Genomic DNA, 13353 nt, shown 5'->3' on the forward strand with positions numbered 1-13353 from the left:
AGCGACTTTCCCATCAGAGGGATGGCGCGTCAGCGCAGCAGCCGAAGGCCGAACGCGCTCCCCACAGCGCCGTAGAGAGGCCGCAGACTGCTGGAAAGTCGCGGCCCACAATGTCGGTGTCAGTTAGAGCCTTCGTTTCCTTTGCCGGCGGATCGGTATTTGCGATGCCTAACCCGGCAAGTGATCGCCGCGAGCAGAATTCGGCGCAGAGAGCAGGGGCCTTCGATCGCTTTATCCTGGCGAGCGCCAAATGCGGAGAGTGTTGGCTTGAACCAACATCAAGGGGCAAATTTTCTTTCTTTCTAGTGCAGGATAGGCTTTGCGCCAGCGATGTATTACATCGCGATTGGGATTTGAGTGCGTGGCTCTGATCTCGCTTCGCGTCTCCGACGAACTCGCGGCGAAGTTCTCAGCTCTTGCAGCCGCCCAGGGCGGTAAGTCCGCGCTGCTGCGGCGTCTCATTGCTGATGCACTAGCTGCACCAGCGCCGCGCATCGCGTTGCCGATTGGACGGCCAGAAAAGGTGACGGTGCGATTTCGCGAGAGTGAGATGCAGCAGCTCGCTGAAGTCTCTCAGCAACGTGGCATGACCCGAACTGGCTGGATTATCGCGTTAGTGCGATCGCGGTTGGGATCACCCGTACAGCATTCCCCGAATGAGCATGACGCGCTTCGTGCGATCGTTCGAGAGCTCAATAGGATCGGCGGCAACATCAATCAGATCGCGCGGGCCGCGAACACCAGTGTGCTGCGGGGCAGGGCGGTTGAGCCCGATCTGTCCGCAATTCAAGAAGCCAAATTGGTCATTGAAAGAGAGCTAGCGCAATTGCGTAATGCGCTGAATAGCAACGCGGATTATTGGGACGGGCGGCGATGAGTCGGCGCTACTCGCCGCGGCCGGCCCCGGAACTCCCGCCGATCTCGTATGTCTGGGAAACGCCGAACCGGCGCCCACGGCGAGCCGAGTGGGATATCCCCGATCCAGCAGCTCCCGGCCGCCTTACGCCGGCGATGCGTGCAAAGCTCGAGCGCATCGTGCGCCGAGCACCAGAGGTGATGGTCAAGATCACGGGCCGCACCAAAGGCGTGGCGCATCTGAAGTCGCACCTTGCATACATCACGCGAAACGGTGAGCTCGTGGGGGAAACAGAGCAGGGCGCGACGCTGGCGGGTCGTTCCGGCTTGAAAGATCTGCAACAACGCTGGGTGGATGATGCTAGTCTCGACCACAAACGCCGCCGTGATGGATCGCTTTCGATCAACATCATTCTGTCGATGCCGGCTGGCACCGACGCCGTCGCCGTTAAGGATTCAGCCCGGGCATTTGCCATCGAGACGTTCGGCGACAATCACGACTACGTCTTCGTCCAGCACCTTGATGACAAGCATCCCCACGTGCACTTGACGGTTCGCTCACTCGGCGACGACGGCAAGCGCCTCAATCCTCGCAAGGCGGATCTTCAGGCGTGGCGGGAGCGGTTTGCCGGCGAACTCCGGCTTCGCGGGATCGCGGCCGAGGCCACGCCTCGGCGAACCCGCGGACGGGTTCGAAAGGCCGACCGCGGGGCGGTCATCGCTATGCGAAAGCGAAAGATCGCTCCCGATGTCGATCGGCTCGCTAGAAAGCAGGTGCTTTCGGAGGTGAGGGGCGGCAGAACTGCCAAATATCCTTGGGATGAACAGATTAAGTCACGTCAGGACGCGATCAGGAGGCGATATCTCGAGTATGCAGCCGAGCTGCAGCGCTCTGGAGTGGCAGCAGATGAGGCGCTAGCGCGACAGATACGGCAATTCGTCAACGAAATGCCCACCGTTGAAACTCGCCGGCATGCGCTGAAGAACGCGCTTTCGGAGCTTGCCAATACGCGGGAACGCAGCGCGGAGCACAGAACCGAGGTAGAAGGGGGCGCCAAAGCACGAGGCAACGAGCGTACCAGATAACCGAGCGCAGGAATCATAATCCTGGGGTCGGGGGTTCGAGTCCCTCCCTCGCTACCAAGTAGAATGGGCACTTTCGCCGCATCGTGCCCCTCTGATCATCCAGAAGCCCTATGCGGTCGAGGACCTGTCGCGAGTCCTACGCCGCGTGGCGCGCAGCCGGGAAACGTCGCCGGTCGCGGAACGGTGAGCCGTGGCTGAGGCGCGCTGACCCGCGGCCGCCATGCGGGAGGGGCACCGTTCGGTGCGTCCGACGAAAATCAAGACGAGAAAGCCAAGGCGCTATTCTCGGTTTTGTCCGTTCGCATTGCCGCGATATTCGATTCCAGTATCGCTTGGATTGTACGCGAGCAACGGCCACATTTGGCCGTACAACATAGGAATTCGTAAACATGTTTTGGGCGCGAAGGCTTTACGTTCGCAATCGTTGACTTTACCTGACTGTCGCTAATGACATTGCAACTGCAGACGATCACGGTGCGCTCCAAATTGTCATGCCGAGTTGCTGAAAAACTTCCCCCCTGCGGGCCGGGTCTATATTCCCTACGGCGATCGTACGCGGGCGCATAGGGGAATCCGTCACCCTAGGTCGCCACCGGCGACGGGCAGAATGTCGCCGGTGATGTAGCTCGCCTCGTCAGAAGCGAGGAACAAGATTGGCGCTACCTGCTCGTCAATCGCGGCGTAGCGCTTGAGGAAACTGGAATCCTTTACCTGCTCGACGGTTTTGGACATCCACTCCTGCTCTTCGAGAGTGTCGCCCTCAGCGTTGCGTGGCACTCGTCGCGGTGGGGCCTCGGTACCGCCCGGCGCGGTCGCAACGACACGGATGTTGCGCGAAGCGTATTCCATGGCCAAGCTTTGCGTGACGGCGTTGATCCCACCCTTCGCCGCGGAATAGGGCACGCGGTGAATTCCGCGTGTTGCATTCGACGACACGTTGACGATCGTGCCCCGACCACTCTTGAGGAAGTGCGGCAGCACGGCATGGCAACACCACAGCGTCGGCATCAGCGAACGCTGGATCTCCGCCTCGATCTGCCCGGGCTGGAATCGGTCGTATGGCCGCATCCGGATCGCGCCGCCGACATTATTGATGAGGATATCTATGCCGCCGAAGCGGCTCACCGCCTCGGCCATCGCGACCGAAGCCCCGTCGTAAGTCTCGAGATCGCAGACGACACCGTGTCCCCGACCGCCTGCTTCCGTCGCGACGTCGTTCACGAAATCCGCCCGATCGACGAACAGGACATCGCCGCCCTCGGCTGCGGCGCGCAGCGCCACGGCCCGCCCGATACCTTGCGCAGCGCCTGTCACAACTAGTCTCTTTCCGGCAAAGCGGTCGGCGAAGATCATGCCGCCTCCGCTTCGGTCGCAGAAAACTTCTCATAGAAGAAGTGCGAAGGCTTGACGCTCTTCTCCGTGAAGAAGGCCCGTACCGCCTCGACCATCGGCGGGGGACCGCACAGATAGACGTCGCAATCGCCGGCGTTGAGATGCTCGTCGGCGAGATGTGCGGTGACGTAGCCCTTCAACGGATGCGAACTCTCCTGGCTGGCGACGCAGGTCGCCCAGGTCAGTGTCGGAAGCTTCTTGGCAAGTGCCTCTATCCTCTCGATCTCGACCAGGTCGCCGTCATTGGTGACGCCGTAGATCAGGTGCACCGGCTGATCGGTGCCGCGATCCGCAAGGACTTCCAGCATCGACAGTATCGGCGCCAGTCCCGTGCCGCCGGCGAGCATGACGACGGGGCGGTCTACCGCCCGCAGGAAGAAGCTTCCTTGCGGACCGACAAACGTCATCCGGGCGCCGGTCTCGGCTTCCTTGGCCAGCCAGCCGCTCATCAGACCGCCCGGCACGTTGCGGATGAGGAAGCTGGCTTCCGCCGCTCCGACCTTCGAGCTGAAGGAGTAGGAGCGGTGCTCGCTCGTCCCCGGTACCGTGAGATTCACATACTGGCCCGGCAGGAATCCGAGCGCGTCGGGTTTGTCGAGCTTGAGCTTGAGGATGATGGTGCTGTCCGAGACGAGTTCGACCGAGCTCACCTCCCCGCCATGCTCGGCTGGCTTCACCTTGCAGGCCCCGGACGGTACCGGAACGGCAATGACGCAATCCGAGGACGCCACCATTTGGCAGGTCAGCACCATTCCGTCTTCGGCTTCCGCTTCGCTCAGCGCGTCCTCGAGATACTCGTTTCCGAGATCATATTCGCCCTGCTCGCAGCGGCATTTGCAGGTGCCGCAGACACCGTCCGAGCAGTCCATCGGAAGATTGATCTTGTTGCGATAGGCTGCGTCGAGAACCTTCTCACCCTCGTTGCAGTCGATGAAGCGGGTGGCTCCGTCTTCAAAATTGAGTGCCACGCGATAGGTCATGTCACCTCTCCAGTCATCCGGACGCGCTGCGTCAGATGTGATAGACGTCAATCACCTGGTGGATGTAGTCGCTCTTCAGGACGACCTTTTTCGCCATGATGCGCGGCTCATCGCCTTTCGTATCCAGCGTGTAGAAGGCGGTGCCGAAGAAACTGTCCGTCTTCTTGTAGCGGTGGCTCAACGTGTGCCAGTTGAAGCGCAGATCCAGCTCCCCGTCGCGCTCCTCTACAATCTCGATATTCGAGATGTTGTGGCTGGTCCGCGGCTCCGGAGTGCTCGCGCCGGAGCGCTCGGTCTTGATCCGGAAGACGCGGTCCTCCAGTCCCTCGCGGTTGGGATAGTAGATCAGCGAGATGTCCTTCTGGGGATCTTCGACCAGTTGGTCGTCGTCGTCCCAGGACGGCATCCAGAAGTCGACGTCGGGCGAATAGAGCTTGATCCATTCGTCCCACTGCCGATCGTCAAGGAGGCGCGCTTCGCGATAGAGGAAGGCCCGCACCTGCTCGAGGTCTAACTTCACCGAAGGCGAGAGGGTAGCGGCGGCTGCGGCGGTCATGCGGCTTCTCCCTGCATCGGGGTGACGCCACCCGTCTCGCTGCCATTCCGGAGGATCGCTTCGCGCAGCGCCTTCGCCCAGAATTCATGCTGGCGCACAAACAGCCCTTCGTCCTCGCTGCGCTCACCGCTCAGGAGCGGCTTCAGACCGATCGCCTTGGCGTTCTCGTCCGGACCGTCGATCCAGTGCACGGCACCGCGGCTGAGATCGTTCCAGAGCTCGCCGGCGCCGACATAGGCCGTCTGGCATGCTCGAAACTCCTCCAGGTCGTCCGGCGTGCCCATTCCGGAGACGTTGAAGAAATCTTCGTACTGACGGATACGGATTGCCCGCTCCTTCGCACCCTCGCCCTTCGGGGCGAAGCAGTAGATCGTAACCTCTGTCTTGTCGACACTGATGGGCCGCACGACGCGGATCTGCGTCGAGAATTGGTCCATCAGATAGACGTTCGGATAGATCCCGAGATTGCGCGTCTGCCCGACGATGAAGCCGGCGCGGTCCTTGCCAAGCCGGGCTTCGAGCGCCTCCTTGTGATTGAACACCGGACGGACCTCGGGATTGAGCAGGTTGGTCCACAGCAGGATGTGACCGTTCTCGAAGCTGTAGACGCCGCCCACGCTCTTGGACCAGCCGTTTGCGTCGACCGTCTTCGTTCCCTCGTTTTCGTAGTTGCGGTGGCCCATCGTCGCCGAGTAGTTCCAGTGGACCGAGCTCACATGATAACCATCGGCGCCGTTCTCCATCTGGAGCTTCCAGTTGCCGTCGTAGACGTAGGAGGAGTTGCCGCGCAGCACCTCGATGCCGTCAGGAGCTCCGTCGACTATCTGGTCGATCACGGCCTTCGCGCCGCCCAGGTGCTCTTCGAGAGACGGCACGTCGGCATTCAGGCTGCCGAAAAGAAAGCCCCGATAGCTCTCGAACCTCGGCACCCTCGTCAAGTCGTGCGAGCCCTGGGTGTTGAATGAGGCCGGATAGTCGCCGGTCCTGCCGTCCTTCACTTTCAGCAATTTGCCCGTGTTGCCGAAGGTCCAACCGTGGAACGGACAGGTGAAGCTGCCCTTGTTGCCGTGCTTGCGCCGGCACAGCATCGCTCCGCGGTGAGCGCAGGCGTTGATCATGGCATGGAGCTCGCCGGCCTTGTCGCGGGTGATCATGATCGGCTTGCGGCCGATCCAGGTACTGAAGTAGTCGTTGTTGTCAGGGATCTGGCTTTCGTGCGCCAGAAACACCCAATTGCCCTCGAAGATGTGCTGCATTTCGAGGTCGTACATCTCCGCGTCGGTGAAGATGTCGCGACGGCACCTGAATAGTCCGCGCTCCTTGTCCTCGACCACCGCACCCTCGATGCGCTCCAGAATCGTCGTCATCGTTCCTCTCCTCTCGGTCGTTGTTGTCGCGTCGATTTTCGACGGCTATGCCGCCTCGGCGCGCTGTCGAGACGAGAATTGCTCGTCGGCGCCGTCGGAGGCGCGTTGAAGCTGGAAATCGAAGTTGATGTAGGCGCTGTCGCCCTGGCGTTGCGGCACCGGCAGCAGGCCGTCGCGGGTGGCGAACGCGAAGTCGTCGGCGGCATGCGGATCGTCGCCGAAGTTGATCTGCGTGGTCAGCTTGCGATGACCCGGCGCTTCGATGAAGAAATGGACGTGTGCCGGGCGATGGCCGTGGCGCCCGATCGCCTTCATCAGCGTGTCCGTGGCGCCGCCTTCAGGCACGGAGTATCCGTTCGGCATTTTGGAATGGAACGCATACCTGCCGTCCGGACCGAGCTTGATGCGTGCGCGGTTGTTGAAGGGAGTCTGCTCGCGCGTCGGGTCGAAGTGCGAGTACCAGCCCTGCGAATTGGCGTGCCAGACGTGCAGCACGGCATCCTTGACCGGTTCGCCGTCGGGACCGGTCACACGACCCCTCATGTAGAGACTGCCGGTCTCGTCGGCATCCTTGGTCAGATTGACGTCACCTTCCTGCAGCGGCGCGCCCGCCACATAGAGCGGTCCCTCGATGGTGCGCGGCGTGCCACCAGTCAGTCCGGCTTCGGCGTCCTTCGCGTCCATGAAGAGATCGAGGAAATGTTCCAGTCCGGTGCCCGGCACCAGCAAGCCGTATTCCGGCGCGCCCTTCTGCAGGAAATTCACCGCGCCCCAAAATTCATCTTCGCTGACGTCGTGGCGGGCGATGATCTCGGCGCCGGCCTCGACGATGTCGCGCACGATCGCTTTCAGACGGGCGTCACCGGTTGGTTGATTGAGACCGGCAGCCTTGTCGAGCAGGGCCTGGACTTCCGGGGTCTTAACGAAGCTCGCATCCATGTCGTCTCTCCCTTGGTTTTGTGTCCGCTGCGCGGACGTTCGTGGTTCGAAGCGTTAGCGGTCGTCCTCATGCAGCGAGGACGGGTGCCGGCAGAGCGGCGTCACCTCCATCTCGATGAAGGGGTAAAGCGGCAGGCTCATCAGGATATCGTGGAGCTCGGAATTGCTTTCGACATCGAAGACGCTGACGTTCGCGTAGCAGCCAACGACGCGCCAGATGTGCCGCCACTTGCCGGCGCGTTGCAGTTCCTGGAAGCGCTCCTTCTCGCGCGCCTTGAGGCGCTCGGCTTCCTGCTTGTCAAAATCCAACGGAATCCGCACGTTCATCTGGACCATCGTAAGCATGGCTCAAGCTCCCTTTGCGACGACGTGCAGGGTCGGCGCGGTACGGTCGCGGCGGAAACGAGCGATCTTGTCCTCGTCGAGCGCGATGCCGAGACCGGGTCCGGTCGGGACCCCCAGGGTGAAATCCGCGTAGTCGAGGGGCTCGGCTAGGATCTCCTCCGTGAGCAGCAGCGGGCCAAACAGCTCGGTGCCCCATGCGAGTTTCGGAAAGGTCGCGAAGAGGTGGGCAGAGGCCGCCGTGCCGACGCCGGCCTCAAGCATGGTGCCACCGTAGAGGCCGACGCCCGAAGCGTCGGCGATGGCGGCGACGTCGCGCCCGGCACGGAGACCGCCCGACTGGGCGATTTTCACCGCGAACACGCGGGCCGCCGCGGTTGCAGCGACGCGGAAGGCATCCCGCGGACCGTGCAGCGCCTCGTCTGCCATCAGCGGAATGCCGTGGCGCGCGGAGAGACGCGCCATGGCCGCGAGCGCGTCGCGTGCGACCGGCTGCTCGACCAGGTCGCAACCGGCGTCCTCCAGCATTTTCATGCCGATGTCGGCCTGCGCCTCGTCCCATCCCTGATTGACGTCCACCCGGACGCTGCCGCGGCTTCCGACGGCCGTCTTGATAGCCGCCACGTGCGCCACGTCGTCGGCCACGCTGCGCTTGCCGATCTTCAGCTTGAAGATCGAGTGCCGCCTGGCCTCGATCATCGCCTCGGCTTCCTCGATGTCGCGCGCGGTATCTCCGCTCGCGAGCGTCCAGGCCACGGCTAAGCGATCGCGGACGCGGCCGCCGCCGATCAGTTCGGAGACGGGCACGCCGAGCCGCTTGCCTGCAGCATCGAGCAGGGCCGTCTCCACCGCGCATTTGGCGATGTGGTTGCCGACAACGCTTCGACCGATTTTCGCCATCGTCTCGGCGACGCGGGAGACGTCGCAGGTCTTCAGGACCGGCGTGATGTAGGTGTCGATGGCGAGCTTGATGCCTTCGGGGCTTTCATCACCGTAGCTGAGGCCACCGATCGTGGTGCCCTCGCCGATGCCCACGACACCGTCCGGACAATCGATTCGGACAAGGACCACCGCCTGGCTACGCATCGTCGCCATCGCCAGGACGTGCGGCCGAATGGTGGGCACGTCGACAATAAAGGTATCAATATGGGCGGGCTTCACTGTCACCGTCGTTCCTCAATTTCTCAGTTCTTGCCTGAGAAATACGGGCAGACGGCGCGTTCGACAAAGATCGTTTGGGTTTACATACTATACCTAAATGGTATAATTGAGGCATGGACCTCCGGCAGCTGCGTTATTTCGTGACGGTCGCCAACGAGCGCAATTTCTCGCGCGCGGCGGACCGGCTGCACATCGCACAGCCGCCGCTGAGCCGGCAGATCCAGCAGCTCGAAGCAGAAGTCGGTGCCGAGCTGATCGACCGCTCGTCGCGGCCGCTGCGGCTGACTGAGCCGGGCCGGCTCTTCTACGAACAGTCGATCCAGGTGCTCGCGCGTGTCGAGGAGATGCGCACGATGATGAAGCGTACGCTCAAGATCGAGAAGAGACGGTTCGTCATCGGGTTCGTGGGTTCGGTGCTCTACGGGCACCTGCCCGAACTCATTCGGGAGTTCCGCCGCGCGGCACCGGAGGTCGAACTCCATCTGGTCGAGCTCGTCACTCTTGAACAGATCGCCGCCCTCAAGGAAGGCCGGATCGATATTGGATTTGGACGCGTGCGCTTCGATGATGACGAGGTTCGCCGCATCATCTTGCGCGAGGAGCAGCTGGTGGTGGCCCTACCGATGGATCACCCACTGGAAAAGCAAAGCGCTCCCGTGTCGCTTGAGCAACTCGCCGAAGAGCGCCTCATTCTCTACCCTCGCGCGCCCCGCCCGGGCTACGCCGACCAGGTCATCGCTCTCTTCCATGATCGAGGACTCGAACCTCGGGTCGCACATGAAGCGCGCGAACTTCAGATTGCGGTCGGCCTCGTCGCCGCCGAGGAAGGCGCCTGCATCGTGCCGGTCTCGGTGCAGAAATCGCGGGTCGAAGGCGTGCGCTATAAGCGGCTCGCCGAACCTGCGACGTCTCCCATCATTATGAGCCACCGCCAGGGCGATAAGATGCCGGAACTTGGAGTGATGGCTGACGTTATCGCCCGCATGTATCAAATTTGGGGCTACGATGTACCTGACGCACTACTGCGTTTCGATCTATGAATGTGATTGACCGACCAGATTAAACGCAGATTTTCGGTACGCATGCCTCCGCGAGAGGCAATAGAGGCGGGTTTCGCCGATCAGGACGTTGAGATCGGCAACGAGCAACTTCGCCTCGCAAGAACGAGCAGCCCGGGAAGCCGTTGACCGCACGACAGCGAGGCATCGCAGCGAACGAATCGAACTATTTGTCGTACTCCGGGCAAGATGGCTCCGCAGCGCGATGAAGAGCACTTGCCCCGGGCTAGAATTCCTGCCCGTCAGGTCCGGTCAGGAGAGCCGGGGACGGCGCCACCATTCTCGCCGGTCGGCGAAAGGCAGCAGCGAACCTCACGCTTGAACGCGTCCATTTCCTTTGCGAGATCCTTCAAAAGCTGCTGTTGCTCCTCGTGACTGATGGCACTGCTTGCCAATTTGCGATAGCGATCGCGGTTCGACTGGCTGAAGAATCTCGACATTCCTGTTGCCGGCCTTCGCATCCTGATACTTCTTTGCGATCGGCCCATCGCAATCTTGCTCCATCGATCGAGAGATCTCGCGCGAACGCGTATATCCCATTATATATCCGCTCAAAACTCAGAGCACACAAACGAATTGTATTGACGTTTCAATGCAAGGCGATTGCACCGTTGTGCGGTGGAATCTCGCAATGTGTAACGATGATGAGGACGCTTCGAGCCCATAATCACGTGCTGCGGCCCGCTTGCTTGGTTATTTCATGACGCGTCTCGTCCATCTCCCGAGTGAGACGGCTGGAGTACAACCAGGCCGTTCCGCCACAACTGACCCGACCGTCGTTGATCGGTTTGCGCAGGCTACTTTGATACCTCCGCATGTTTCGATATCGACCGGCTTTTCTGCTTCCGGCCGACCGTCTGACTCGATCCGGGAGCTTCTGCGGCGACCTGTCTTCGCCATCTCCGTGTTCAGGTCGTCGATGACGATCACCCGTGGTTCTGGGCGCGATGGACGGTCCGAGGGGCGTCCCCAGCCGTCGTCGTTCGGTTGGCGGTGGCCGCAGGATGCCGAACACAGTCCCCCTCGGAGAGAACGGTCGGCTGGGCGCCTCCGATTAGATTCCGACCACAAGCCCGAGTTGGCCGGAATGATCGCCTCCAGCGTCGTTCTGCACCGACACGAACCATTCGCCGGCGATGGTCGACACGTTTGAAGGCGCAAATATTTGGAAACTGGCTGTGAAGCGAGGTTCAAAATGAAAGTATTGGATGAAGCAAACGCCGAGTTGTGCCGCCATCGCGATCTTGCGCTCACAGCCTATGCGCACCGTCTGCTCGCTCAAGGCGCCGACATTCACGGGGAGCAGTTTCGTGCGGAGCTGGCGAAATACGCCGGCGAGCTGGAGTCTTGGCGGCGCAAAGCTATGGATCGCTTGCGGCAGTTTGTCGAGGCGATGACGGAGCGGCCGTCCGCGACGCTGCACTGATCGATCATGGCTCTCCGGTAATCGAGGACGTCAACGATCGTAAGGCACGGCGGATGTAACCGGCCTGATGATCTTGAAAGGCCCCGACGTGCAATATCGTCGGGGCCTAACATTACAAGGCTCCTGTTCTGGCCTAGTCCGCATTTTCACAACCTGAGTTTGCATTTCCAGTTGCGGAAGAACAAAAGGTTGTCCTGAACGAGGAAAATGAAGCGCTAAATAGATTTTAAGGATGGATTTAAACCACATTTAAATAGCGAAAAATATTTAATTGCGCATAAAATGGAACCGCTTGGCGCCCAGGGCGCCGTGCCTAGAAACGGCTCCCGGCACCTGCTCCAGCCCCAAAGATGCCGGGCCGTTTCCTGGCCAGCGACTAGGTCTGGACCAACTAATTTAACTCGTATTTTAATTTTGCTCGGGGGTGTCCTTCAATGAAGCAACGGGAGCAATGGCTCTACGGCCTTTCCGCCGATGAGCTTAGGTTATTCCGGAAACTTGTCCGTGCGAAGCTGGCGACGATCCTGCTTAGGAGAAAGAGGATGCTCGAAGAGCGTCTAGAGCAATTGCAACCGCGCCGCGACCGGCGCCGCATTCGAGTACGCTGAACCGTACACCTAATGGAATGGCTTTAAGCAGGTTGCGATTGCGGTCATTGGCTGCTGCGTGCATATTGGCATTCACGGTGGCGGCGCTTGTATCTTCCCACTTCGCCAAGACAGTCGCCCACGTTGGCGGTTAGCTCGCGGCCGCCATGGCGGCTTTAAAGCTCCCGCTCCATCGCAGGATGCTGCCGGGTTCTTTACTTTGATTCAATCCCTCTGCCGCCCGCCTCGATACGCGGGTGCACCTCGCGCACATGGTCATAGTGGGTCAAGCGATATAACCCGAAGCCGGGCCGGCGAGCACTGGAAAAAATTCGGGTGGCAGAAGCCGCCCGGCGGCACTTGGGCTCTTGAAGAGAAGCCAGACCGAGGCGCGAATTCCGTTCGGCTATTCCACTGATTGCTACATACCACCGCCACGCAGTTGGAACAGAACCATTGAGGCGTGGTTAGCGACGGGAGGAGTGACGCCATGAGTAAGGCCATTCGCAAGCTAGTCGCCGATCCACCGATCATGACCGTCGGCGACCTCATCGATGAACTGTGCCGATTGCCAGATACTGCGCTCGTTAGCTTTACCTGTCCAATGCTCGAACAAGAACTTACGTTTTACCGCCTTCGACGCCGATCGAAGGACGTCGTTGAAATCGAAGTGAACGCGGCTCCGCAAAGCATCCCATCCGCCGCTTAAGAATTTAAGCCGGGCCGCCGGAACGGACATCTAGCCCTGGGCATTAACATTTGAGACCGTCGCTCGCCGTACCGATTGGACGGCGCACGTCGCGGGATAGCCAAAAGTCACTGGACCCGCCGTTTCAAGCGCCCGTGCGGATAGCCAAAGGCGACGGTCTCGGCCTCTTTTTTTGACAATGAGGCATGGGCAGGGTCCGTAGTGATCGTTTGACCTTGGCTCACGAGACCAAGCCATGCGCAACATCGACAGGTCGCACAGCTTCGCAATCGTTCGCGAGATTGGTGAGCGACTGCGAGCATTACTGAAAGAGGAACCCGAGTTGCCGCCGAACCTTGAAAAACAGATGCGCCGACTGCGCGAGTTGGACGAGTCGCCGTGAGGCACAACAGACATTCTGGCGTTCGCCGTTCGGATGAATTTCGCTGCAGGAACATTGTCCCTATCTCGGCTGTTGAAGCGCAATTGCAATGACTTAGGAGGAACTCGTATGAGAACTCTGCTATTGGCTGGTGTACTGGCGGTCGCTGGCTTCGCTGGCGCGCCGATCTCCATTGCACCCGCGTCAGCTCAAGTTGAGGTTGATACTCCGCTCGGCGGCGTCAGAGTAGGCCCGGAGCGACGCTACTACCGAGAGTATGATCGGCCTGCTTATCGCGCTTACGGAGCTTACGGATACGATCGCGGTTATCGCGGTGGATGCCGCACCGTCACGATCGAGCGCGACGACGGTTCGGTCCGCAGGATTCGCCGCTGCGATTAGCAGTGCCGGACTACGAGATCGATGCCCGGCGCTCACAAAGGAGCGCCGACGCAAGTGGCCGACGCAAGTGTGGGCCGCATCAGTTGGCGGCCTGTTCTGCGCATGCTGAGAACGAACGTTTACTTTGCAAGC

14 protein-coding genes, 1 tRNA gene and 1 pseudogene are annotated in these 13353 nt (G+C 60.8%); 7 read left to right on the forward strand and 9 right to left on the reverse strand.

Annotation, left to right across the window (positions count from 1 at the left end):
* Window positions 1-361: 361 nt before the first annotated feature.
* From XH98_RS06980 to XH98_RS06990, 3 genes and pseudogenes are all read left to right on the forward strand, one after another.
* Window positions 362-877, forward strand: coding sequence for a plasmid mobilization protein (locus XH98_RS06980; protein WP_271618196.1), 516 nt, complete (start codon window positions 362-364; stop codon window positions 875-877).
* Between the two features lie 179 nt (window positions 878-1056).
* Window positions 1057-1416, forward strand: a pseudogene (locus XH98_RS41010) (relaxase/mobilization nuclease domain-containing protein); the annotation flags it as partial.
* A 459-nt stretch (window positions 1417-1875) separates the two neighbouring features.
* Window positions 1876-1998 (forward strand) — tRNA-Met (locus XH98_RS06990).
* A 200-nt stretch (window positions 1999-2198) separates the two neighbouring features.
* On the opposite strand, the gene XH98_RS41015 is transcribed toward XH98_RS06990, so the two are convergent.
* From XH98_RS41015 to XH98_RS07025, 8 genes are all read right to left on the reverse strand, one after another.
* Window positions 2199-2414: a (2Fe-2S)-binding protein gene (locus tag XH98_RS41015; protein WP_442868557.1), complete on the reverse strand. Its 216-nt coding sequence runs from the start codon at window positions 2412-2414 to the stop codon at window positions 2199-2201.
* 103 nt (window positions 2415-2517) lie between these two features.
* Window positions 2518-3294, reverse strand: a complete 777-nt coding sequence (gene benD / locus XH98_RS06995; protein WP_271618197.1) for a benzoate diol dehydrogenase BenD — start codon at window positions 3292-3294, stop codon at window positions 2518-2520.
* Complete coding sequence (gene benC, locus XH98_RS07000) at window positions 3291-4313, reverse strand: benzoate 1,2-dioxygenase electron transfer component BenC (RefSeq protein ID WP_271618198.1); 1023 nt, start codon at window positions 4311-4313, stop codon at window positions 3291-3293. The genes benD and benC overlap by 4 nt, the downstream gene beginning before the upstream one ends.
* A 31-nt stretch (window positions 4314-4344) precedes the next feature.
* The gene (benB, locus tag XH98_RS07005) at window positions 4345-4869 is read right to left on the reverse strand and encodes a benzoate 1,2-dioxygenase small subunit (RefSeq protein WP_333931616.1); all 525 of its coding nucleotides are present in this window, start codon (window positions 4867-4869) and stop codon (window positions 4345-4347) included.
* Entirely contained in the window at window positions 4866-6236 is a 1371-nt protein-coding gene (locus tag XH98_RS07010) for a Rieske 2Fe-2S domain-containing protein (RefSeq protein WP_271618199.1), read from the reverse strand. The genes benB and XH98_RS07010 overlap by 4 nt, the downstream gene beginning before the upstream one ends.
* Window positions 6237-6281: 45 nt before the next feature.
* On the reverse strand, window positions 6282-7175 hold the full coding sequence (locus XH98_RS07015) for a dioxygenase family protein (protein WP_271618200.1): 894 nt from the start codon (window positions 7173-7175) through the stop codon (window positions 6282-6284).
* 54 nt (window positions 7176-7229) lie between these two features.
* Complete coding sequence (gene catC / locus XH98_RS07020) at window positions 7230-7520, reverse strand: muconolactone Delta-isomerase (RefSeq protein WP_271597421.1); 291 nt, start codon at window positions 7518-7520, stop codon at window positions 7230-7232.
* Window positions 7521-7523: 3 nt separating this feature from the next.
* Window positions 7524-8684, reverse strand: coding sequence for a muconate/chloromuconate family cycloisomerase (locus XH98_RS07025; RefSeq protein ID WP_271618201.1), 1161 nt, complete (start codon window positions 8682-8684; stop codon window positions 7524-7526).
* Between the two features lie 107 nt (window positions 8685-8791).
* Here XH98_RS07025 and XH98_RS07030 point away from each other — a divergent pair, with 107 nt between their 5' ends.
* Window positions 8792-9718 carry a LysR family transcriptional regulator gene (locus XH98_RS07030; protein WP_271597419.1) on the forward strand — a complete coding sequence of 309 codons (927 nt, stop codon included), beginning with the start codon at window positions 8792-8794 and terminating at the stop codon, window positions 9716-9718.
* A gap of 260 nt (window positions 9719-9978) precedes the next feature.
* Here the strand turns inward: XH98_RS07030 and XH98_RS07035 are convergent, their stop codons facing one another.
* The gene (locus XH98_RS07035; protein ID WP_271618202.1) at window positions 9979-10176 is read right to left on the reverse strand and encodes a hypothetical protein; all 198 of its coding nucleotides are present in this window, start codon (window positions 10174-10176) and stop codon (window positions 9979-9981) included.
* A gap of 755 nt (window positions 10177-10931) precedes the next feature.
* On the opposite strand from XH98_RS07035, the gene XH98_RS07040 reads away from it, so the two are divergent.
* The 3 genes from XH98_RS07040 to XH98_RS07050 all read left to right on the forward strand — a co-directional run bounded on the left by XH98_RS07040 (window position 10932) and on the right by XH98_RS07050 (window position 12840).
* Entirely contained in the window at window positions 10932-11162 is a 231-nt protein-coding gene (locus XH98_RS07040) for a hypothetical protein (protein ID WP_271618203.1), read from the forward strand.
* A gap of 1077 nt (window positions 11163-12239) precedes the next feature.
* Window positions 12240-12458 carry a hypothetical protein gene (locus tag XH98_RS07045; protein WP_260371238.1) on the forward strand — a complete coding sequence of 73 codons (219 nt, stop codon included), beginning with the start codon at window positions 12240-12242 and terminating at the stop codon, window positions 12456-12458.
* A 235-nt stretch (window positions 12459-12693) separates the two neighbouring features.
* Window positions 12694-12840, forward strand: a complete 147-nt coding sequence (locus tag XH98_RS07050) for a hypothetical protein (protein WP_271618204.1) — start codon at window positions 12694-12696, stop codon at window positions 12838-12840.
* Window positions 12841-13353 lie beyond the last annotated feature (513 nt).

The organism is Bradyrhizobium sp. CCBAU 51745, from assembly GCF_028128715.1.
GTDB lineage: Bacteria > Pseudomonadota > Alphaproteobacteria > Rhizobiales > Xanthobacteraceae > Bradyrhizobium > Bradyrhizobium manausense.

Bases quoted from the DNA above. Each gene is read 5' to 3' on its own strand.
- benB (WP_333931616.1), bottom strand. From the start codon at position 4,869: ATGACCGCCGCAGCCGCCGCTACCCTCTCGCCTTCGGTGAAGTTAGAC.
- catC (WP_271597421.1), bottom strand. From the start codon at position 7,520: ATGCTTACGATGGTCCAGATGAACGTGCGGATTCCGTTGGATTTTGAC.
- benC (WP_271618198.1), bottom strand. From the start codon at position 4,313: ATGACCTATCGCGTGGCACTCAATTTTGAAGACGGAGCCACCCGCTTC.
- XH98_RS07050 (WP_271618204.1), top strand. From the start codon at position 12,694: ATGCGCAACATCGACAGGTCGCACAGCTTCGCAATCGTTCGCGAGATT.
- XH98_RS07030 (WP_271597419.1), top strand. From the start codon at position 8,792: ATGGACCTCCGGCAGCTGCGTTATTTCGTGACGGTCGCCAACGAGCGC.
- XH98_RS07035 (WP_271618202.1), bottom strand. From the start codon at position 10,176: ATGTCGAGATTCTTCAGCCAGTCGAACCGCGATCGCTATCGCAAATTG.
- XH98_RS07015 (WP_271618200.1), bottom strand. From the start codon at position 7,175: ATGGATGCGAGCTTCGTTAAGACCCCGGAAGTCCAGGCCCTGCTCGAC.
- benD (WP_271618197.1), bottom strand. From the start codon at position 3,294: ATGATCTTCGCCGACCGCTTTGCCGGAAAGAGACTAGTTGTGACAGGC.
- XH98_RS07045 (WP_260371238.1), top strand. From the start codon at position 12,240: ATGAGTAAGGCCATTCGCAAGCTAGTCGCCGATCCACCGATCATGACC.
- XH98_RS07010 (WP_271618199.1), bottom strand. From the start codon at position 6,236: ATGACGACGATTCTGGAGCGCATCGAGGGTGCGGTGGTCGAGGACAAG.
- XH98_RS07040 (WP_271618203.1), top strand. From the start codon at position 10,932: ATGAAAGTATTGGATGAAGCAAACGCCGAGTTGTGCCGCCATCGCGAT.